At 64.6% G+C, this 20,116-nt stretch carries 18 protein-coding genes and 2 pseudogenes; 3 read left to right on the plus strand and 17 right to left on the minus strand.

Going from position 1 to position 20,116, the window contains the following annotated elements:
- Positions 1-100 precede the first annotated feature (100 nt).
- Positions 101-541 (minus strand): annotated as a pseudogene (locus AB4Y40_RS27120) (helix-turn-helix domain-containing protein); the annotation flags it as partial.
- 200 nt (positions 542-741) lie between these two features.
- Here AB4Y40_RS27120 and AB4Y40_RS27125 point away from each other — a divergent pair.
- The gene (locus tag AB4Y40_RS27125) at positions 742-1,182 is read left to right on the plus strand and encodes a hypothetical protein (RefSeq protein ID WP_368690447.1); all 441 of its coding nucleotides are present in this window, start codon (positions 742-744) and stop codon (positions 1,180-1,182) included.
- A gap of 326 nt (positions 1,183-1,508) precedes the next feature.
- On the opposite strand, the gene AB4Y40_RS27130 is transcribed toward AB4Y40_RS27125, so the two are convergent.
- The 4 genes from AB4Y40_RS27130 to AB4Y40_RS27145 form a co-directional block, all read right to left on the minus strand.
- Positions 1,509-3,164: an ABC-F family ATP-binding cassette domain-containing protein gene (locus AB4Y40_RS27130; protein WP_368690448.1), complete on the minus strand. Its 1,656-nt coding sequence runs from the start codon at positions 3,162-3,164 to the stop codon at positions 1,509-1,511.
- A gap of 161 nt (positions 3,165-3,325) precedes the next feature.
- The gene (locus tag AB4Y40_RS27135; protein ID WP_368690585.1) at positions 3,326-4,342 is read right to left on the minus strand and encodes a porin; all 1,017 of its coding nucleotides are present in this window, start codon (positions 4,340-4,342) and stop codon (positions 3,326-3,328) included.
- Between the two features lie 160 nt (positions 4,343-4,502).
- Positions 4,503-7,034: a glucose/quinate/shikimate family membrane-bound PQQ-dependent dehydrogenase gene (locus tag AB4Y40_RS27140; RefSeq protein WP_368690449.1), complete on the minus strand. Its 2,532-nt coding sequence runs from the start codon at positions 7,032-7,034 to the stop codon at positions 4,503-4,505.
- Between the two features lie 53 nt (positions 7,035-7,087).
- Positions 7,088-8,191: a porin gene (locus AB4Y40_RS27145; RefSeq protein ID WP_368690450.1), complete on the minus strand. Its 1,104-nt coding sequence runs from the start codon at positions 8,189-8,191 to the stop codon at positions 7,088-7,090.
- Positions 8,192-8,435: 244 nt separating this feature from the next.
- Between AB4Y40_RS27145 and AB4Y40_RS27150 the strand changes: the two are divergent.
- Positions 8,436-8,579 (plus strand): annotated as a pseudogene (locus tag AB4Y40_RS27150) (cysteine hydrolase); the annotation flags it as partial.
- Between the two features lie 11 nt (positions 8,580-8,590).
- Here AB4Y40_RS27150 and AB4Y40_RS27155 read toward each other — a convergent pair.
- The 4 genes from AB4Y40_RS27155 to AB4Y40_RS27170 form a co-directional block, all read right to left on the minus strand.
- Positions 8,591-9,313 (minus strand): trimeric intracellular cation channel family protein, encoded by a 723-nt coding sequence (locus AB4Y40_RS27155; RefSeq protein ID WP_368690451.1) that lies wholly within the window; start codon positions 9,311-9,313, stop codon positions 8,591-8,593.
- Entirely contained in the window at positions 9,310-10,578 is a 1,269-nt protein-coding gene (locus AB4Y40_RS27160; protein ID WP_368690452.1) for a M20 family metallopeptidase, read from the minus strand. Before AB4Y40_RS27160 ends, AB4Y40_RS27155 begins: the two co-directional genes overlap by 4 nt.
- Positions 10,579-10,634: 56 nt before the next feature.
- Entirely contained in the window at positions 10,635-11,063 is a 429-nt protein-coding gene (locus AB4Y40_RS27165; protein WP_368690453.1) for a MarR family winged helix-turn-helix transcriptional regulator, read from the minus strand.
- Positions 11,064-11,271: 208 nt separating this feature from the next.
- Positions 11,272-12,432 (minus strand): porin, encoded by a 1,161-nt coding sequence (locus AB4Y40_RS27170; protein WP_368690454.1) that lies wholly within the window; start codon positions 12,430-12,432, stop codon positions 11,272-11,274.
- Here AB4Y40_RS27170 and AB4Y40_RS27175 point away from each other — a divergent pair.
- The gene (locus tag AB4Y40_RS27175) at positions 12,431-12,628 is read left to right on the plus strand and encodes a hypothetical protein (protein ID WP_368690455.1); all 198 of its coding nucleotides are present in this window, start codon (positions 12,431-12,433) and stop codon (positions 12,626-12,628) included. The genes AB4Y40_RS27170 and AB4Y40_RS27175 overlap by 2 nt on opposite strands.
- A 287-nt stretch (positions 12,629-12,915) precedes the next feature.
- Here AB4Y40_RS27175 and AB4Y40_RS27180 read toward each other — a convergent pair whose 3' ends face one another.
- The 8 genes from AB4Y40_RS27180 to AB4Y40_RS27215 all read right to left on the minus strand — a co-directional run bounded on the left by AB4Y40_RS27180 (position 12,916) and on the right by AB4Y40_RS27215 (position 19,987).
- A complete protein-coding gene (locus AB4Y40_RS27180; RefSeq protein ID WP_368690456.1) occupies positions 12,916-13,650 on the minus strand; it encodes an ABC transporter substrate-binding protein in 735 nt (244 codons plus the stop codon).
- A gap of 84 nt (positions 13,651-13,734) precedes the next feature.
- Complete coding sequence (benD, locus tag AB4Y40_RS27185) at positions 13,735-14,511, minus strand: benzoate diol dehydrogenase BenD (RefSeq protein ID WP_368690457.1); 777 nt, start codon at positions 14,509-14,511, stop codon at positions 13,735-13,737.
- Positions 14,508-15,530: a benzoate 1,2-dioxygenase electron transfer component BenC gene (gene benC / locus AB4Y40_RS27190; RefSeq protein ID WP_368690458.1), complete on the minus strand. Its 1,023-nt coding sequence runs from the start codon at positions 15,528-15,530 to the stop codon at positions 14,508-14,510. Before benC ends, benD begins: the two co-directional genes overlap by 4 nt.
- Positions 15,531-15,582: 52 nt before the next feature.
- Positions 15,583-16,071 (minus strand): benzoate 1,2-dioxygenase small subunit, encoded by a 489-nt coding sequence (gene benB, locus AB4Y40_RS27195; RefSeq protein WP_368690459.1) that lies wholly within the window; start codon positions 16,069-16,071, stop codon positions 15,583-15,585.
- Positions 16,068-17,438, minus strand: coding sequence for a Rieske 2Fe-2S domain-containing protein (locus tag AB4Y40_RS27200; RefSeq protein ID WP_368690460.1), 1,371 nt, complete (start codon positions 17,436-17,438; stop codon positions 16,068-16,070). Before AB4Y40_RS27200 ends, benB begins: the two co-directional genes overlap by 4 nt.
- 113 nt (positions 17,439-17,551) lie before the next feature.
- Positions 17,552-18,487 (minus strand): catechol 1,2-dioxygenase, encoded by a 936-nt coding sequence (catA, locus tag AB4Y40_RS27205; RefSeq protein ID WP_368690461.1) that lies wholly within the window; start codon positions 18,485-18,487, stop codon positions 17,552-17,554.
- A 44-nt stretch (positions 18,488-18,531) separates the two neighbouring features.
- Positions 18,532-18,822, minus strand: coding sequence for a muconolactone Delta-isomerase (gene catC, locus AB4Y40_RS27210; protein ID WP_254317753.1), 291 nt, complete (start codon positions 18,820-18,822; stop codon positions 18,532-18,534).
- A gap of 28 nt (positions 18,823-18,850) precedes the next feature.
- The gene (locus tag AB4Y40_RS27215) at positions 18,851-19,987 is read right to left on the minus strand and encodes a muconate/chloromuconate family cycloisomerase (protein WP_368690462.1); all 1,137 of its coding nucleotides are present in this window, start codon (positions 19,985-19,987) and stop codon (positions 18,851-18,853) included.
- Positions 19,988-20,116 lie beyond the last annotated feature (129 nt).

Genomic DNA, 20,116 nt, shown 5'->3' on the forward strand with positions numbered 1-20,116 from the left:
ACGGTTGTGCCTGGCCCCAATGGATTTCGCCCGACGACTCCTTCATATTTCCACGGCTTCGAAAGCCCTAAGTCCGCGCAGGTTCTGTCGTCGACGGTCCAAGCTCGCCGAAACATGCACGCCGTGCGCGCGGCTGGTAGACCTTCGCTGGGCGCTGTTTGCGCGGCACCCACAGGCCGGCCTGGGTCATCAGTTGGCGCACCGTTTCCTTGCACAACCGGATCCCGTGGCATTCGTCCAGCTTCTCGCAGGCCAGCGTCGGCCCGAAATCGGCGTAGCGCTCGCGGATGATCGTCAGGGCGCGCAACGCCAGGCCTTCGTCGAGCTTGCGGTTACCTGGCTGACCGCGCCGGCCCGAGGCCACGCCAGACGGCCCGTGCTCCCGGTACCGGATCACCAGCCGTTCGACCTGACGTACTGTCAGACCCAGCCGTTCGGCGGCACGACCGGGCTTGAGGCCCGTCTCAACGACGGCCTGTATAACCTTCAGTCTGTCCAGTTCGCGCATGCTCAAACTCACCAGCGTCGTGTCCGGCTTCATGGCAGGCCCCGCAGCGGTTGCAGCAGTCTGCCAGCTTGCCAGCGCTCAAAAACACGACATCTGTAAATAGCCAGAACACGACATTAGGACGTAGCCCCCACACCTAAAACTGCGATAATTTATGTTATGTAAAATATAATAAATCCCACCCAGGCACACCTCCTGCGCCGCCAACCCGTGCCGCCTCACCGGAGGAACCCATGACGTCCGCCCCCACATCCGGGCAACCCACCGGCGCCGGCTCGCACTCTGAGCCGACGCGCGCACAGCGCGTCGCCGCCTGGCTCGGTCTGTGCGCGGTGCCGCTCATCTGGCTGCTGCATCTGGCGCTCGGCGTCACGCTCGTTTCGACGGCCTGCGCCGACGCTGTCACGCAGGATCCGATGCCAGGCTGGCACGGCACGCAGTGGATCCTCGGCATCGCCTCGGTCTGCGCGCTCGTGCTTGCGCTCGCCATTACCTATGCCGCCGGCCGCGCCTGGCGCAAGATTGCCTACGTCGCGCACGAAAAGCACGACGCCAGGCGCTTCATCGCATGGTGCGGCGCGACCGCTTCCGTGGCCTTCACCTTCGGTCTCGCTTTTTCGATCTGCATACTGATCGCGGTACCGATCGAGCGCCTCTGCACGGCCTTCGACTAGGCATCGTGTTCTCCGCGTTGCAAACGCCGCCGAACAGCCCGAATGCGCCTGCATAGCGCGCGGCGTTTTCGCTTTGGACTGCAGAAGATAACTTCTATCCATTGCTCGACACACTCGCCGCAGCGGGAGATCCACCGCCGCCGCATGCCGGGAGTCTCGCCGCTATTTCCACAACCGTTGCGCGCGCACCGTAGTCTGAGGAAATGGGGAGCGCAAGTTTTACCGGGTTTAAAAGCTCACCGAGAAGGTCGAACGCTATCGCTGGTATCCCGTGGTTCAGGTGCGGTGACGTATCGCTTCCAGGCGCGCCTTCGCAAATCGATTCGTTATCCGATGGATTGGATGACGGGATCGTAGCGCCATCCCTCGCGACTCCATTGCATCGTATGCGTCGGCGCGAGCGCGGCGATGAAGTCGGCGTCGTGCGAGGCCACGATCAACGCGCCCGGGAAGTCGGCTAGCGCCCCTTCGATCGCGCGCACGGATTCCAGGTCCAGGTGGTTGGTCGGCTCGTCGAGCAGCAGCAATTGCGCCGGCGCGCCGCGCCAAAGCGCGCAGGCGAGCGCGGCCTTCAGCCGCTCGCCGCCACTCAGGTGGCGCGACGGTTGCGTCACGCGCGCAGCATCGAGTTGCAACAGCGCGAGCCGGCTGCGCAATTCCCCTTCTGCGAGCGGCGTGTCGAGCAACCCGAGCTGTTCGACGATCGACCGGTCCGGATCGAGTTGCGCGAGCTTCTGGTCGAGGTATGCGCTGCGGACATGCGTCACGCTGCGCCCCGCATTGGGTGCAAGTTGTCCCGCGAGGAGGCGCAGGACCGTCGACTTCCCGCATCCGTTCGGCCCCGTCAGCGCCACGCGCACCGGGCCGCTGCACGACCAGTCGAGCGTGGCGGCAGGATCGTCGTGTACAAACCACGGCAGCCTCGCCGCTTCGAGCGTGAAGACCTGGCGGCGCGCGCTAACCTCCGCGCCCGGCAGCGCCACCAGCACGGGCGCATCGGGTTCGACGCGCGCGGCGGCCTCGCTAACGCGCTCATCGAGCGCCGCCTTGTGCTCGCGTTGTTCGGCCCTCACCTGCCCCATCACATTGCGCGCACCGCCCTTGATCCCCTCTTTCGCCATCGAAGACAGATTGGCCGTCTTTGCGTCACGCAATGCTCCGGCGGCATGTCGCTGGATCGTATCGTGTTCGCGCTGAAGCCTGCGCGCGGCGCGCTCGCGTTCGGTACGCGCATGGCTGAGCGCGCTTTCTGCCGCTTCGTGTTCCGCATCGCGCTGGCCGCGGTAGCTGGCATAGTTGCCGCCATAGTTTCGCAGTCCTCTGGGCGTGACCTCGACGATGCGCTGCATGTGCGCAAGCAGCGCACGGTCATGGCTCACGACGACGAGGCCGCCGCGCCATCCCGCCAGCGCGCCGCGCAGCCACGCGCGGCCGGCGGCGTCGAGGTGATTGGTCGGCTCGTCGAGCACGAGCAAGCCGGCGTCCGCAAGCAGTGCGCCGACCAGCGTGACACGCGCAAGCTCGCCGCCGCTGAGCGTTTGCGCCAATGTGTCGGACTCCAGATGATCGAGCCCCGCCGCATCGAGCGCCGTGCGCAGGCGCGCGGCGAGATCCCAGCGCTCGCCGATTACGTCGAAATCGCCGGTGTCGGCCGTGCCGTTTGCCACCCGCGCCAAGGCCACGAGCGGTGCGTCGAGCCCTGCGATCTGGGCGACGGTCTGGCTGTCGTGCGACGCGTCGAGTGGCTGCTGGGCCGCGAACGCGACCCTGACGTGCCGGTCGATCGAGCCGGACGTCGGCGCGATTCGCCCCGCGATCAGTTGCGCGAGCAGGCTTTTGCCGACGCCGTTGCGGCCGACAATGCCCGTGGGAACGCGATCGAGAACGAGGTCGAGCGAGTCGAATAGCGTGACGCCGCTATCGAACCGGAATGAAGTGTGATGGAGTGCGACAAGCGTCGCCGCTGGCGTGACTCGAGCCATAAGCTTCTCCCGAATGTATGAAACCACTCGCGCAGCGTGCATGACGCTGGCGCGAAAACATTTTTGGGGAAAGCTTAGTTGTCCACTTTGGCTGAAGTCCGGTGTGCAGGTATGGAAGGCGCATGATAACAACGAGCGATGCCTGGCACAAGCCGTACGCTTTAAAAGCGGTCGATCATGCCGAACTGCACGCCGCGCACTGGCGCGCCCGGCCATGACGGCGGCAGACCGGTGACGTTCACGCCGCGCAGCGTGAAAGTCGCCTCATTCCGATTGCGCAGCCACCCTGCGCTCGCATAGAGCAGCACGCGCTTCGAGAGGTCATATTCGCACGCGGCGCTGAACTGGTCGGCGTCGTTGTCGGCGCCCGAGAGGTCGTGCACCCACGCGTAACCGACTGAAGCGCGAAATCGCGAGGTGATCGCATAGCGCGCCGAGACCGAAACGCCGTTGTTGTGGTTGCGCGGCGTGCCGCCATCGCCGTTGAAGTAAGCGAGAAATCCGGTCACCGGGCCGAGCACGTACGACACGCCGCCCAGATTGGCTCGTAGGGCACCATCGCCGTTTTGCTGTTGATGTGCGTAGGAGATGCGAAACGGCCCGTGCCGCCACTCGACGGTTTCGATGTTGCCCGCCAGCCCGTTACCGCCCGTGGACGGATCGCGCAGCGAGGCCATCAGCGTGGTCGAGAAACCGTAGATGTCGGGAGACAGATACGTGATCGCGTTACTTTCGTATGGCGTGATCTTCGAAAGATTGTTGAGGCCCGAAGCGATGGTGCCCGCGCCGAACGCGTCGAGTTGTCCCTTGAACGGAATATAGATCGGCGAGTATTGCCGCCCCACCCGCACCGTGCCCCACTGTGTGCCGAGGCCTATCCACGCCTGCCGGTTGAAGATGGTGTTGGCTACGGCAAAGGTGCCGTCGTTGGAGCCGAAGCCGTTTTCCAGCTCGAACAATATCTTGATGCCGCCGCCGATATCCTCCACGCCGCGCAGCCCGAAGCGCGAGCCGCGATACGCGCCAGAGTCCATGCGCGCGACCCAGCCCGCGCCTGGATTCGTCACTTCGATGCTCGTGTCGAGTGCCCCGTACAGCGTGACCGAGCTTTGCGCGTGTGCGCTTATCGTGTGCAACGTGGCGAAGGTTGCCGCAGACAACACCGCCCAGGCGCGCATCGCGCGCAATGTTCGACTCATGAGGGAAAAGCGGGTGAAGCGCACTAGCGGTGCGTCGCGTGCTGCATGAAGGGCGGCAGGCGCCGTGCTTGTGGCCTGCCGCCGCGTGGAAAAACCGCAAGCGGCGGCCACCCGGTGCTGCCGGGCGGCCGCGCGTGGCTTATTGCTTCGGCAGCGCGTAGGCAATCACGTAGTCGCCGAGCTTCGTGCCGAACGAGCCGTGCCCGCCTGCCGCGATCACGACGAACTGGCGGCCATTCACCGCGTAGGTCATCGGCGTGGCCTGGCCGCCCGCGGGCAGACGCGCTTGCCAGAGCCGGTTGCCGTTGTTGACGTCGAAGGCGCGCAGATAGTTGTCCGCCGTTGCGCCGATGAAGATCACGCCGCCCGCCGTCACCATCGGGCCGCCCAGCATCGGCATGCCCGTGCGGAAGGCCACCGGAATCGGCGAGCTGTCACGCGTCGTGCCGATGCGCTTTTTCCAGACGATCTGGTTGGTCTTCAGGTCGACGACGGAGATATAACCCCACGCCGGCTGCTTGCAGGGCAGCCCGATCGGCGACATGAACGGATTGAGCGTCACGCCGTAAGGCACGCCGTATTGCGGCTGGATGCCGGCTTCCGTACCGCTGCCCTTCGCGCCCGGCTGCGGCTCGAGCGGATTGCCGGGCCCGCGCGGAATGAGCCGCGAGACGAACGGCAACGCGATGGGGTTCGCCACGGCGACCTGCCGGTCGGTGTCGATGGCGAGGCCGCCCCACTCGAACATGCCGAGGTTGCCCGGGAAGATGAGCGAGCCTTGCAGCGAAGGCGGCGTGAACGTGCCTTCATAGCGCAGCTGGTGGAACATCACGCGGCAGATGAGCTGGTCGTACATCGTGGCGCCCCACATGTCGGCGTCGGTGAGATTCTTCGACGGCCGGAACGTGAGGGCCGAGAACGGTTGCGTGGCCGAGACGTGGTCGCCGGGCGCGGCGCCCTGCGGCACCGGCATTTCGGGCGCGGGCACGACGAGTGCGCCCGTGCGGCGGTCGAGCACGAACAGGTTGCCCGTCTTCGCAGGCGCGTACACCACCGGCACGGTCTTGCCGTCCTTGTCGGTGATGTCGGCGAGCGTGGGCTGCGAGGGCTGATCCATGTCCCACAGGTCGTGGTGCACCGTCTGGTAGAACCAGGCGAGCTTGCCGGTCGACGCGTGCAGCGCGAGCAGGCCCGTCGCGTAACGCTCGAGGTCGGGCGTGCGGTCGCCGCCCCAGATGTCCGGCGTCTTCACGCCCATCGGCAGATAAATGATATCGAGCTTTGCATCGTAGGCGGCCGGCGCCCACGAGTTCGGCGAATTCCACACGTAGTGCTCGCCGGGGCCCGGAATCTTGTTCGGGTCTGCCGCGCCCGGATCGAACGCCCACAGCAGTTGACCCGTGCGCACGTCGAAGCCGCGGATCACGCCCGAGGGCTCGCGCGTCGAGAAGTTGTCTTCCACGGCGCCCGCCACGACGATCACCTTGTTCGTGACGACGGGCGGCGAGGTGGGCTCGTACATGCCCGGTGTCGTCACCGGCATGGCGTGCTGCAGGTCGAGGTCGCCGTTGTTGCCGAAGCCCGCGCAGCGCTCGCCCGTCAGCGCATCGAGTGCGTAGAGGTGGCCGTCGTTCACGGGCAGCAGGATGCGGCGCATGCAGGTGCCGTTCGCGGCGACCGGCGTCGCTGCGGCCGCGGGTGCGCTCGCGGGCGCGGCGGCTTCCGTCGCCGACGCGGGATCACTGGCTGGCGCAGCCGCTTCGGTGCCCGAAGCCGCCGCGGCATCCGATGCGGCCGCCGGCGTCGTCGCCGTCGCGCCCAGGTCCGCCGCCGCGGCGTTCACGGACGCCGCCGAAAGATCAACGAACGACACGCCCCGGCAGGTCACGTGCTGGAACGAGGGATCGGCCTGCAGCTTCGGATCGAACTTCCATTTGAGCTCGCCGGTTTGCGCGTCGAGCGCGAACAGGATCTGGTGCGGCGAGCACAGGTAAAGCAGATCGCCGATCTTGATCGGCGTGACTTCGTTGGTGATCTCGACCGGATCGTTGGGGCCTTTCGTGTCGCCGGTGCGGAAGGTCCAGGCCACTTGGAGGTTATGCACGTTCTCGGGCGTGATCTGCTGCAGCGGCGAATAGCGCGTGCCTTGCTGGTCGCGTCCATAGGCGGGCCATTCGGACGGCTCGATGCCGTCGACGTTCGGCGCGGGCGTGGCCCGCACCGCCGCGAGCGAGCCGTTGATCTGCTGCGGGTCGTTGAAATGCGCATACACGAGCACGCCGCCCCATACGAGCAGCCCGACCACCAGCGCAAGCACGCCGAACCGGCGCGGGCGCTCGAGGTGCCAGCTCATGAGCACGAGCAGCCAGATGCCGAACACCACCAGCACGCCCGAGCGCGGCACGAGCGCCCAGAAGTCCGGCCCCGACTCCCAGAGGCCCCAGATCGCGGTCCCGATCAGCACGATCGCATAGAGCACGAACGCCGAGGGGCTCGCGCGCCACAGCAGCCACGCGAAGACGAGCAGTAGCACGCCCGTCACGACGTAGTACGGCGAGCCGCCGAGCGACATGAGCCACGCGCCGCCAGCCAGCAGATACACCGCCGTGAGCAAGGTGAACAGCACGGAGATGACGCCGATGAAGCCCAGCGGTTTCGATAGTCTGGCCATGATCTCAACCTTCCTCGAAGAATGTCGTCTGCGATGGCGGAAAAAGCGTGGCGTCAGAACACGTGCATCATCCCGACGTAGGCGCCCGTTTGCGATTGGCCAGCCATGGGGCTGGTCGGCGTGCTCGAGTCGCGCGGCGTCGCGAACACCGAGAACGTGCCGTTCTTGCTGTTGTCCACATACGCGACCGTGCCATACAGGAAGGTGCGCGCACTGAGGTTGTACGTCGCGCCGAGCGCGTAGAGCATGGCGTGGCTCGCGGGGTCGTGCGAGGCGTCGCCGCCGCCCTCGCCTACATGAATATAGAAACCCGCGGCGGTCACCGCCCACTTCGGCGTGGCCTGGTAAGTCGCGCCCAGCCAGTAGTGGTCGGCGGTATCCGAAATGCCGGGCGGCGAATCGGGTGCGGAGTAATGCGTGTACGCGGCCTGGATCTTGAACTTCTGCACGCGCAGGTTGCCGCCCACGAAGTATTCGCGCGAGGCCGTGAAGATGTTGGAAAAGCGCCCGCTCGAATCGCGCAGTTCGTCGTAGATGCCGCGCAGGTCGAAGAGCGGCGAGTGATACGAGAGCATGATGCCGTCCGAGCGGCCGAACTCGCCTTCGGCGCCGGCGTTGAAGTTGCCTGGCTGGTTGCCGAACGAATACTGGCCCTGCAAGTCGAGGCCGTTCCATACCGGGCTGTGATATTCGATGTTGTTGCTCGTTTGTTGCCAGTTGCGCCCGCGCACGAGCGAGGCCGACGACACCGCCTGCTGCACGAACGGGTCGAATGCCCACACGCCGTCGCTGTCGATGAAGAGATTACGGCCGGCTTGCAGTTGCCCCCATGTGTCGTTCTTCAAACCGACATACGCGCGCCGCGACCAGAGCCGGCCGCCGCCCGTGGTGCCGTTCATGATCTGCACGGCGGTTTCGAGGTTGAATATCGCGGCGCTGCCGCCGCCGAGGTCCTCAGTGCCCTTGAGGCCGAACATGCTGGTGCCCCAGTCGCCGCCTTCGGCGCTCCAGCGGCTCGAACTGCCGCCGTTGCCGTTCGCGATGTGATTGAGGTATTCGATGCCGCCATCCACGCGGCCATACATCGTGACGCTCGATTGTGCGCTCGCGGCCGAACTGGCGGCGAGCAGGACCACTGCGCCCAGAGTCGTTTTCACGTTGGCTCCCTCGTGGAGTCTTCTTGCTTGGTCCGGTCCATGCCGGGGCGGATAACGTGGTTGAACGTGCAGACAAGCCGGCGTGGCCGGGCCCATGCCAGCCACATCGCGCACTAAAAAGCATAGCGCGTGGTGAGGAAAGCCGTATTCTGGCTGGACGGTGGACAGTTGCATGCGCGCGACGGCGCCGGTGGCGCTGAGCAAATTGCGTGCCGCGCCGCACCATGCGCGGCGCATCGTGGGGGCGCACACCACGCACGACAAACCGCACGCGAACGCGGCGCTGATCCGCGCGCATCACAACGCGACGCTTTCGAACATCCGCAGTTTCGGCCCGAAGATCCGCGCGGTGCGTACCGGCGAGATCGCGTTCGAACCTGCGGCGTGAGGTGATTGACGCTAGCGTGCGTCGTGCCGCGAATCGGCCTTCGCGGCGTCGCCACGCTGCGCCGGTTGCGGCTGAGCCGAGCGCACCGCGTGAAAAACCGGCAAACGCCAGCCGAAGTAGAGCGCGGCCAGCCGCAGCGACACGCAGGAAATCACGGCCACCCAGGGCGTCCAGAACGTCGACCAGCCCGCATACGTGAGCCCCACCTGCACGGCGGCCCCAAGCAGCGCCGCCGACGCATAGATCTCGCGCTCGAGTATGGCGGGCACGCGCGAGAGCAGCACGTCGCGCATCACGCCGCCGCCCACCGCGCTCACGATGCCGAGGATGATGGCCGGCTCCGCACTCTGGCTGTACGCGAGCGCCTTCTGCGCGCCCGCCACGGCAAAGAGCCCAAGACCGATCGCATCGAACAAGAGCACAGGATGACGCAGCCGCCGCACCTGCGGATACGCGGCAATGGTCAGTCCCGTCGCCAGCAGCGTGACGGCGAGGTAGGCCCAGTTCGCGAGCCCCGCGGGCGGCACCGCGCCGATGCACAGATCGCGGATGATGCCGCCGCCGCACGCCACCATGAAGCTCACGACGACGATGCCGAACAGATCCAGCCGCCGCTGCCGCGCGGCCACGGCGCCGGAGATCGCGAAGGCGAACGTGCCGATCAGGTCGAGTGCCGTATAGGCCGTGTGAGCGTTGAGATGCGCGCCCACGTGCGCCCCGAGTGCCGCGCTCACGCCGCCTCGCTTTCGCGGCCGACCCACGCAGCGGCCGCGCACAGCATCGCTTCGAGGCCGGTGCGCAAGGTGGGCTCGAGCACCGGCGCGAACTTCGGCGAGTGGTTGCTCGGGATTTCGTTGAGCTTCTTCGCGGCCCTGGCTTGTGCGTAGACCTCGGGGTCGGTGCTGCCCACGAACCAGAACGCGTACGGCACGCCCCATTCGCGGCCGAACACGCTGAAGTCCTCGCTGGCGGCGGCCGGCTGCGTTTCGTAGGCGCGCTTGCCGAACCATGCCTCGAAGGCCTTGCGCAGGCGCGCCGTGGTGGCGTCGTCGTTCACCGTGAGCGGGTAGCTCGACAGCGTCGTGAATTCCGGTTCGCGCGGTGCATTCGAGGCCGCGCATTCGGCGCAACAGATGCGGCGGATCGCGCCCAGCATGTACTCGCGCACGTCGTCGTCGAAGGTGCGCATGTTGAGCTTGAGCGTGGCGTCGTCGGGGATGATGTTTTCCTTCGTGCCCGCCTGCAGCGAGCCCACCGTGAGCACGGCGGCTTCGCGCGGCGAGATTTCGCGCGACACGATGGTCTGCAGGCGCAGCGTGGTGGAAGCCGCCATGATCACCGGGTCGATCGAGGTTTGCGGCTGCGAGCCGTGCGAACCGCGGCCGAACAGTTTCACCTTGAGGCTGTCGCCGGCCGAGAGGATCGTGCCGCTGCGATAGCCCACGGTGCCCGCCGGGCCCACCATCACGTGCTGGCCGAGGATCACGTCGGGCTTGGGAAAGCGCTCGATCATGCCGTCGCCCATCATGCTGCGCGCGCCGCGGCCCACTTCCTCGCCGGGCTGGAACACGGCAAGCAGCGTGCCGCTCCATGCGTCGCGATGCGACGCCATCAACTGCGCCACGCCAAGGAGCCATGTCACGTGCAGGTCGTGCCCGCACGAGTGCGCCACGCCGACCTGCACGCCCTCCTCGTCTTTCGCGGTCGCAGTGCTCGCATATGGCAGGCCTGTGGCTTCGGCCATGGGCAGCGCGTCCATGTCGGCGCGCAGCATCACGACCGGGCCCTCGCCGTTGCGCAGCACGGCCACGACGCCCGTCACGCCCACTTCGCGGGAGACTTCGTAACCGAGCTTTTCCATGCGCTCCGCCACGAGCGCCGCCGTGCGGAACTCCTGCATCGAGAGTTCGGGATGCTGGTGCAGATCCTTGTAGAGCGCTTCGAGCTCGGGCAGCAGCGCGCCAATGGCGGGCGCCACGGTTTCGACCAGATTCGGCATGGACGACTCCTTCATGCGTATTTCATTCTGCAATGTGCGGCGTGCGCGCGGCGATCTCAAACACCGTCGATCAGGCTCTGCGCAAGCTTGGCGAGCAACTGATCGAGCGTCTTGCGCTCGTGATCGGTGAGGACGGACGCGAGTTCGGCTTCGAGCTTCGAGCCGGCTTTTTCCGAGGCGTTCGCCACTTTCGCGCCCTCGGGCGTGACGCGCAGCACGACGCTGCGCCGGTCCTGCGCATGCGTGCCGCGGCCAATCAGGCCACGCGATTCGAGTTCGCCGAGCGTTTTGGAAAGCAGCGTTTTTTCGATGAGCGCGCGCTGCGAAACGGCCTTGGGCGTGATGCCCGGCTCGGCGCGGATGATGCGCAGCACGCGCATGGCGCGCACGTCGAGATCCCAGCGCTCGCGGTAGACCGCGTTGGCGCGATCCATCAGCAGCGCGCTCGTTTGATCGAGCCTGAAGGTGAGAAAATCGGAATACAAATGCGTGCTCCCCTCCGTACGCTAGCTGGACGCCAGTATAGTCAAATAGTTGAAAATTTCAACTATCTGGATCGAGGAAACACGCTTGAGCGGATGCAGGGATGCAGATGTGACAACGCGGCGGGTCCCCGTTTTAGAGGAAGCCCGCCGCGCCGTGGGAAACGTCCGGCGGGGGACAGATGCCCGCCGAAGTCATTGCCGAATCGACTTAGAACGCGTGACGCATACCCACCGTCACGGCGACCTGCGTATTGGTCGACGAAGGCGAGAGCGTGTTGATCATGGCGTGCGAAAGCACGGAGCCTTCCGGTGCGCCATGCACGTTCTGATACACGCCTTCGAGGTAGAAGTCGGTGCGCTTGCTGATGGCGTAGTCCGTTTGCAGCATCCCCGTGTTCCAGCCCGGGTTCGTGCCGTTGTAGGCGCCGTGCGTGTACGTATACGCACCCGAAACGCTCCATGCCGGCGTGAGCGCGTATTTCACGTTCGCTTCGAAGTTGTCGAGGCGCAGCGAACCGGCGAGCGAGCCGGCGGAGTCGTCGTTCGAGCCGAGATAGGTGCCCGTGCCGAACGAGTACACGCCTGCGGCGTTGTCGATCTGCGTATGGCTCCAGACGAGACCCACCGTGGCCGGGCCGTACGTGTAGTTGCCGCCGAGCGACCAGACACGCTGACGCTCCGCAAGGAAGTTCGCGCTCGTGTCGCTGGTGGTGACCGCGCCGCTGCTGTTGCCCGCGTTGTTGAACTGCAGGTAGCCGGCCGCGAGGTTCAGCGGGCCCTGGGTGTACGAAACAGCGAAGCCGTACGAGCGGTTGTTCGCGAAGTCGCCGGCCTTGTTGCTGAACGAGTACATTGTCTCGAACGTCACGCCGTACAACGTCGGGCTCGCGTACTTGACGGAGTTGTTGACGACCACCGAGTTCGCCGCGAGGTTGTCGTTCTCGAACGGGTGCGCCGCGAGGTTGCCGCCCCACGTGTTGGATCCAGCCGTGAGCGGGCCCACGAGGTCGTTCATCACGTCGAACTGGCGCCCGAACGTGAGCGTGCCGTACGGATCGCTTTGCAAGCCCACCCACGCTTGCGAACCGAAGCCGAGGCCCGAGAACGCCTGCGCGCCGTTGTTGAGCAGGAAGCCTTGTTCGAGCTTGAAGATCGCATGCAGACCGCCGCCGAGGTCTTCCGAACCCTTGAGGCCGAACACCGTGTTCTGCGTGGAGCTGCTGTTCAGCTGCCAGTTGCTATGGCCGAACTGGTTGTTCGTGTAGACGAGACCGGTATCGATCAGGCCGTAAAGGGTCACGCTGCTTTGCGCATGCGCCGAAATAGCAAAGGCGCTCAGCAGTGCCGCGGCGAGTAGCGATTTTTTCATGTTTTCAAGCTCCGGATTGGGCGGTGGGTCAATGCATCGAATTCAGGCGGCCGGCACCATCGACGTGCAATCTCATTTGCGTTCATTCCAGTTCGGTGCAGATTCAAAAGCCAAAAGCTATCCGCCGATGATTATTGCGGGTTACGCAATTCATCGATGTGGAAAATGCAATGGCAGAATGGAAATCGGGCGGTGAGTGCGGCGCGAATCGAACACCCGCATCATAGGGCGTCGAAAATAAAAATGGTGTCGAAATTCGAGCGACGTGGTGTCGATGGCACAACCGCGCCTGGCAAGGCTCGACGCGCATCGAGGAATGTGCGGGGCGTGAATATCGCCGGTCAAATTACATAAGGCTTTCGGGTTGTCGCATTAAAGCCGGCGAGAAAGGCCGATTATCCTCATCGAAAATCGCTGTGCTAATCGGCCCACGGAGCGAGTTGATGGCTCTTTTAATGCGCACTCTCTTTTGGCTTGATTCGTTTAAGCGGCCGGCGCAACCGAGGCGCCCGCTATTGCGTGGCGCACCAGGGCCTCTGCGACGAATCCCGATGCCTTCATCGTTTCGACGAACGCACCAAGCGCTTCGGCGGCCTGCGGACCGCGGCGCTTCGCGACGCCCATCGCCTGGCGAATCACCATGAAGCGTTCGTCGAGCAGACGCAAGCCGCCAACTTTCGCGGCATCGGCTTCGAGTTGCTGCTTTACGCCGGCGGCGACTTCGAGCCCTTGTTCGAGGAAGGTTTGCACGACGGTGGGCGAAGTCGGGGCGCGCACGATCTGCGCCTGCTTCAATTCGCGCGTGAGAAAGAGGTCATAGGCACTGCCCTTGCCCACGGCCACGCGATTATGCGGTTGATCGACTTCGGCATTGGTGCGCACCGGCGAATCGTCGCGAACCAGATAGAAGCCTTCGATCAGCACATAAGGCGCGGTAAACGCGATCGTTTCGCCTCGCTTGGGATCGACGGCAAAGAAGCCGAAGTCCGCACGTTCGTCGCTCACGGCTTCGACCGACTTGCCCGCTGCGTCGAATACGACAAGTTCGAGCGGCACGCCCAAATGCTGCGCGAAAGCACGCGCGAGATCGACGGAAACGCCGAACGGTTCGCCCGACGCCGCATCGCGATTCGCGAGTATCGGATTGCCGAGATTGATGGAGGCGCGCAACGTGCCCGTCGGCGCGAAGGCTTTGACTATAGCGGGATCGATGGTCATGGGGAGCGCGGGGCGAAATCGGGGTCTTTCGAGCATATCACCCCGCTCGCCTGTGCGCGCCCACCATCACGATGCGTGCATGGCTCAGCCCGTGTCGCCACCGGCGACCGGCAGGATCGAGCCGGTGATATAGCTCGCCTCGTCCGACGCGAGAAAGAGGATCGGCGCGACCTGTTCGTCGAGGCTGCCGTAGCGCTTGAAGAAGGTCGATTGCGTGACCTGGCGCACCGCCTCGCCCATCCAGGCCTTTTCCTGCTCGCTGTCGCCCGCGGCATTGCGCGGAACGCGGCGCGGCGGCGCTTCGGTGCCGCCCGGCGCCGTGGCGACCACGCGGATATTGTGCTCCGCGTATTCCATTGCCAGCGATTGCGTCATCGCATTCACGCCGCCCTTCGCGGCCGAATACGGCACACGGCGAATGCCGCGCGTGGCGTTCGACGACACGTTGACGATGGTGCCGCGCCCGCGCTCGAGCAGATGCGGCAGCACGGCATGGCACGCGTATAGCGTGGGCATGAGCGAGCGGCGGATTTCCGCATCGATCTGCGCCGGCTCGAATGCCGCGTACGGACGCATGCGGATGGCACCGCCCACGCCGTTGATGAGAATGTCGATGCCGCCAAACGTCTGCGCGGCGAAATCCATTGCCGCTTTCGCGCCTTCATACGTTTCGAGGTCGGCGACGAAGCCCGCCGTTTGCGCGCCCTGCGCCTCGGCCGCGACTTCGGCGACGAAATCCGCGCGATCGACGAACACCACCTTGCCGCCTTCGGCCGCCGCCCGCAGCGCCACGCCGCGGCCGATTCCCTGCGCCGCCCCGGTGACGACGACGACCTTGCCTGCGAATCGTTGCATGATCATGCCGCCTTCGGGACTGCGTTGGGGGTGAACTTCTCGTAGTGGAAGCTGTTGGGCTTCACGCCTTCGTCGTCGAAATACTTGCGTACGGCGTCCACCATCGGCGGCGGGCCGCACAGATACACGTCGACGTCGCCATCGTTCAGGGCATCGGCGGGAATATGCTGCGTGACCCAGCCTTTACGCGGATGAGTCGAATCCGCGTCGGCGATCACGGTGGCGAAGCTGAAGTTCGGCAGCTTCGCCGCGTAGGCTTCGATGGCTTCGACCAGCACCAGGTCGAGGTCGCGGGTCACGCCGTAGATCAGGTGCACCTTCTGCTGCGCGTTGGTGCGCGCGAGCACTTCCAGCATCGAAAGGAACGGCGCCAGGCCCGTGCCGCCCGCGAGGAACAGCAGCGGCCGCTGCACGTCGCGCAGATAGAAGCTGCCGAGCGGCCCCGTCAATTCGAGCTTCACGCCCGCTTGCGCGGCTTCGAGCCACGTGCTCATCACGCCGCCCGGAATCTTCTTGATCAGGAAGCTGATTTTCGATTCGCCCGGCGCGGAAGAGAAGGAATACGAACGATGCTGGCCGCTGCCCGGCACGTCGATGTTGACATACTGGCCCGGCAGGAACACGGGACCCGCTGCGTCGACGTCCAGTTCGAGCACGACCGCGGCGTCGTTGTGCTGTTCGACCTTAGCCACCGTGGCTGCAAACTTGCTCTGCGCTGTCTTGCAGACCGTGGAAGACGCGGGAATCGCGATCACGCAATCGCTTTCCGGCACCATCTGGCAGGTGAGCACGAGACCGCTGTCCTTTTCGTCTTCGGTCAGCGCGTCCTCGATATAGTCTTCGCCCAGGTCGTAGCTGCCGCTTTCCGCGCGGCACTTGCAGGTGCCGCACACGCCGTCCGAGCAATCCATCGGCAGGTTGATGCGCGCGCGAAAGGCCGCATCGAGCACTTTCTCGCCTGCCTTGCAGTCGATGAAACGCGTTACGCCGTCTTCGAAATTGAGTGCAATCTTGTAGCTGGACATGGTGTCTCCTTCTATCCCATGTTGAAACTGAGGCTCGATGTCGAACGTGACTTCACACGTGATAAACGTCGAGCACCTGCCGGATGTAGTCGTTCTTCAGCACGATCTTTTTGTAGGCGATCAGGAAGCCGTCGCCGGCCTTACGCAAGGTGACGAACATCGTGCCGAAGAAATGATCCGTGGCCCGGTAGCGATGATTGAGCGTGTGGAAGTTGTAGCGCACTTCCACTTCGTCGCCGCGGTCCGCCAGCACTTCCACGTTCGTCACGTTGTGGCTCGTGCGCGGCTCCGGCATCGACGCGCCACTGCGTTCGGTCTTGATGCGGAATACACGGTCTTCGAGGCCGCCGCGATCGGGGTAGTACATCAGCGAGATCTGCGATTCGTGGTCGTCGGTGAGCTGGTCATCGTCGTCCCACGCGGGCATCCAGTACGTCACGTCTTCTGCGTAGCAGGCGAGCCACTCCTCCCACTGGCGATCGTCGAGCAGGCGCGCTTCGCGGTACAGCGCGGCGCAGATTGTCTGGTAATCGTTGCTCATGCCTGCGCTCCCGCTTGTTCGTGATTCCGTTCCTGCTCGAGGGCATCGCGCATGACGCGCACCCAGTATTCGTGCTGAACCACGAACAACCCTTCGTCTTCGCTGCGTTCGCCGGAAATGACCGGCTTGAGGCCCATCTTCTTCGCGTTGTCGTCCGCGCCTTCGACCCACAGCGGCGCGCCGCGCGAGAGATCGTTCCACATCGCCGTGGTGCCGGCGTAGCCCGCCTGGCAGGCGCGGAACTCTTCCAGGTCGTCGGCGGTGCCCATGCCCGTGACGTTGAAGAAGTCCTCGTACTGGCGAATGCGCGTCGCACGGTCTTCCGCGTTCTCGCCCTTCGGCCCGAAGCAGAAAATGTTCACTTCGGTCTTGTCCACGCTGATTGGGCGCACCACGCGAATCTGCGTGCTGAACTGGTCCATCAGGAACACGTTCGGGTAGAGGCACAGGTTTCTCGTCTGATTGACGATGAAATCGGCCTGCACTTCGCCCACGCGCGCCCTGATTTCGTCGCGATGCTTGTAGACCGGCCGCACTTCGGGGTTCATCGTGTTGGTCCACAGCAGGATGTGGCCGTGGTCGAAGCCGTAGACACCCGCCACCGACTTGCTCCAGCTATTGGCGTCCACCGCCTGGGTGCCGTCTTCCTTGCGGCGGCCCATGGTCGCGGCGTAATTCCAGTGCACGGTGCTGACGTGGTAGCCGTCGCAGCCGTTCTCCATCTGCATCTTCCAGTTGCCGTCGTAGACATACGAGGAGTTGCCGCGCAGCACTTCGAGGCCGGTCGGCGACTGGTCGACGATCTGGTCGATGATGATCTTCGCTTCGCCGAGGTAGTCTTCGAGCGGCTGCACGTCGGCATTGAGGCTGCCGAACAGAAAGCCCCGATAGTTCTCGAAGCGCGCGACCTTCTTCAGGTCATGCGAGCCCTGCTTGTTGAATTGCACGGGATACTCGGTAGTCTTTTCGTCCTTCACCTTGAGCAGCTTGCCGGTGTTGGAGAACGTCCAGCCGTGGAACGGACAGGTGAAGCTGCCCTTGTTGCCATGCTTGCGCCGGCACAGCATGGCGCCTTTGTGCGCGCAGGCGTTGATCACGGCGTTCAGCGTGCCGGTCTTGTCGCGCGTGATGACGACCGGCTGGCGACCGAGCCATGTGGTGTAGTAGTCGTTGTTTTCGGGAATCTGGCTCTCGTGCGCGAGGTAGACCCAGTTCTTCTCGAAGATGTATTTCATCTCCAGTTCGAACAGGTCGGCATTGGTGAAGATGTCGCGGCGGCAGCGGAACACACCGTTTTGCTTGTCGTCCTGCACGGCGGTGGACAGCAGGTGATCCAGGTCACTGGCTTTGTCGATGATGGCTGACATATTAGCTCTCCTATGCATACTCCACACGCGGTACGGAGTTCCTGCATCGGTGTCGATTGATGATCGCGGGGAAACGGGGGGCAGCGGCAACACGCCGCCCCCATGCGGGACGGTTACGCCGCGGCCGCGGCGCGCAGGCGGTGAACGAGCTGGTTGTCCTTGCCCTGGACCAGCGGCGTGAGCGTGAAGTTGAACTCGATGTCCTTGTACGTGTCGGCTTTCAGGCCGAGCGCCGTGCCGCCGGTCTTCTCGACCACCGGCGGAATCAGTTCTTCACGCGTCGCGTAGGCGAAGTCATCCCAGATCAGCGGGTCGCCTTCGATATTGAACTGCGTGGTGAGCTTGCGGCTGTTGTCGGCCGAGACGAAGAAGTGCACGTGCGCCGGGCGGTTGCCGTGGCGGCCGAGGCCGTCCAGCAGGCGCTGGGTCGAGCCCTGCGGCGGGCAGCCGTAGCCGACCGGCATGAGCGTGCGGAATTCGTACTTGCCGTCCGCGCCGGTCTTCACCGCGCCGCGCAGGTTGAAGTCGTCCTGTGCGCCGGTCGGGTCGAAGTGCGAATAGAAGCCCTTCGAATTGGCGTGCCAGCATTCGACCAGGGCGCCGGCGAGCGGCTTGCCGTCGAGGCCGGTGACCGTGCCGTGAATGACGAGCGGGCCCGCATCGGCGTCGGCGTTGAGGTCGATGCGCGAAACGCTCTCGCGCACCGGCGCGCCTGCCACATACAGCGGGCCTTCGATCGTGCGCGGCGTGCCGCCTTCGAGACCCACCGCCTTGTCGGCGGCGTCCATGCGGATGTCGAGGTACTTCTCGAGGCCGAGACCGGCGGCCAGCAGCGCCGCTTCGCCGTCCTGGCCGAGCTTGTTCAGATAGTTCACGCCGGCCCAGACTTCATCGGGCGTGATGTCGAGATCGTCGATGGCCTTGAACAGGTCGCCCAGCAGTCGATAAACGACCTGCTGGAAACGCGCGTTGCCGCTGCCGCCGTTGAGATTCGCAGCGGCCTTCAGCAGGTCCTGCACTTCCTTCGTGTCGAATACTTTTGCGCTCATGGTGTTTGTCTCCTGGTGCTTGCTGGTATTGAGGGGGAATCAGCTCAGGCGTCGTTGTCCCTGACGGAGGACGGGTGGCGACACAACGGCGTGACGGTTATCTTCATGTACGGAAAAAGCGGCAAGGCGGTGAGAATGTCGTGCAGTTCTGCGTTGCTCTCGACATCGAAGATGCTGTAGTTCGCGTACTCGCCCACTAGTCGCCAGATATGGCGCCACTTGCCGCTGCGCTGCAGCTCCTGCGAGTACTCCTTTTCGCGCGCCTTGATTTCGTTGGCGACATTGGCCGGCATGTCGGCCGGGATGTTCACATCCATGCGTACGTGGAAAAGCATCGTCTTGTCCGTTTATCAGGTGTCCGGATTACTTCGTGACTTTCATGAGGCCATCGCGGGTGAAGCGCTTGACCTTCTCTTCGTCCAGTTCGATGCCGAGACCCGGGCCGTTCGGCACCGTCAGCTCGAAGTTGCTGTAGTCCAGCGGGGTCGTCAGAATTTCTTCGGTGATCAGCAAGGGGCCAAACAGTTCGGTGCCCCACTGCAGGTTGGCGAAGCTCGCGAACAGATGCGCCGACGCCACCGTGCTGAATGCGCCTTCGAGCATCGTGCCGCCGTACAGCTCGATACCCGCGGCGTCCGCAATCGTGGCCACGCGCTGCGCCGCGAACAGTCCGCCGCTTTGTTCGATCTTGATCGCGAACACATCGGCGCCCTCGTTCTTCGCGATCCCGAACGCGCTTTCCGGTCCCTGGAGGATTTCATCGGCCATCAACGCCACCGGGAACCGGCGCATGAGGCGCGCCAGCGCCGCGGGCGAAGCGACCGGCTGCTCGACCAGCTCGCAGCCGGCTTGCGCCAGCGCGGGAATCGCGAAGGCCGCCTGCGTCTCGCTCCAGGCCATGTTGACGTCCACGCGCACGGCGGCACGATCGCCCACCGCCTTCTTGATGTCGGCCACGTGCTTGATGTCGGTCTTGAGGTCTTTCGCGCCGATCTTCAGCTTGAAGATCTTGTGGCGGCGCACTTCGAGCATCGCCTCGGCTTCGGCGATGTCCTTGGCGGTATCGCCCGAAGCGAGCGTCCATGCCACCGCCAGGCGTTCGCGGCGGCGGCCGCCCAGCAGTTCGCTCACCGGCACGCCGAGGCGCTTGCCCTGCGCGTCGAGCAGCGCGGTTTCCAGCGCGCACTTGGCGAAGTGATTGACCTTCACGAGCTTGCCCAGGTGCGCCATGAGCGCCTGGATACGCGTGGCGTCCTGGCCGATCATCGCCGGGGCGAAATAGGCGTCGATCGCCAGCTTCATCGCTTCCGGGCTTTCGGGACCGTAGGCCATGCCGGCAATCGTCGTACCTTCACCGATGCCGGTTACGCCATCGCTGCAATACACCTTCACCAGCATCAGGGTTTGCCCGTACATCGTGGCGACGGACAGCTTGTGAGGGCGAATCGTCGGCAGATCGACGAGGCGGGTTTCGATACGTTCGATCGTGGCGGAAGTCATGTCGAAGGCTGCGTAAGTGAGGAAGGTATGGTGGATTTATACACGCCGCGCCTGCGCACGATCCAATACTATTTGCGTCAAATTCCATACCTTTATAATATGGAAGCCCCGCAATCTCCCATGAACAGG

The sequence above is a fragment of the Paraburkholderia sp. EG287B genome, assembly GCF_040965595.1.
In the GTDB taxonomy this organism is placed as follows: domain Bacteria; phylum Pseudomonadota; class Gammaproteobacteria; order Burkholderiales; family Burkholderiaceae; genus Paraburkholderia.

Coding starts and splice junctions, on each gene's coding strand:
- benD (WP_368690457.1), bottom strand. CDS start 14,511: ATGATCATGCAACGATTCGCAGGCAAGGTCGTCGTCGTCACCGGGGCG.
- catC (WP_254317753.1), bottom strand. CDS start 18,822: ATGCTTTTCCACGTACGCATGGATGTGAACATCCCGGCCGACATGCCG.
- AB4Y40_RS27175 (WP_368690455.1), top strand. CDS start 12,431: ATGTTTTCAAGCTCCGGATTGGGCGGTGGGTCAATGCATCGAATTCAG.
- AB4Y40_RS27140 (WP_368690449.1), bottom strand. CDS start 7,034: ATGGCCAGACTATCGAAACCGCTGGGCTTCATCGGCGTCATCTCCGTG.
- catA (WP_368690461.1), bottom strand. CDS start 18,487: ATGAGCGCAAAAGTATTCGACACGAAGGAAGTGCAGGACCTGCTGAAG.
- AB4Y40_RS27170 (WP_368690454.1), bottom strand. CDS start 12,432: ATGAAAAAATCGCTACTCGCCGCGGCACTGCTGAGCGCCTTTGCTATT.
- AB4Y40_RS27160 (WP_368690452.1), bottom strand. CDS start 10,578: ATGCCGAATCTGGTCGAAACCGTGGCGCCCGCCATTGGCGCGCTGCTG.
- AB4Y40_RS27135 (WP_368690585.1), bottom strand. CDS start 4,342: ATGCGCGCCTGGGCGGTGTTGTCTGCGGCAACCTTCGCCACGTTGCAC.
- AB4Y40_RS27125 (WP_368690447.1), top strand. CDS start 742: ATGACGTCCGCCCCCACATCCGGGCAACCCACCGGCGCCGGCTCGCAC.
- AB4Y40_RS27130 (WP_368690448.1), bottom strand. CDS start 3,164: ATGGCTCGAGTCACGCCAGCGGCGACGCTTGTCGCACTCCATCACACT.
- benB (WP_368690459.1), bottom strand. CDS start 16,071: ATGAGCAACGATTACCAGACAATCTGCGCCGCGCTGTACCGCGAAGCG.
- AB4Y40_RS27200 (WP_368690460.1), bottom strand. CDS start 17,438: ATGTCAGCCATCATCGACAAAGCCAGTGACCTGGATCACCTGCTGTCC.
- AB4Y40_RS27215 (WP_368690462.1), bottom strand. CDS start 19,987: ATGACTTCCGCCACGATCGAACGTATCGAAACCCGCCTCGTCGATCTG.
- benC (WP_368690458.1), bottom strand. CDS start 15,530: ATGTCCAGCTACAAGATTGCACTCAATTTCGAAGACGGCGTAACGCGT.
- AB4Y40_RS27180 (WP_368690456.1), bottom strand. CDS start 13,650: ATGACCATCGATCCCGCTATAGTCAAAGCCTTCGCGCCGACGGGCACG.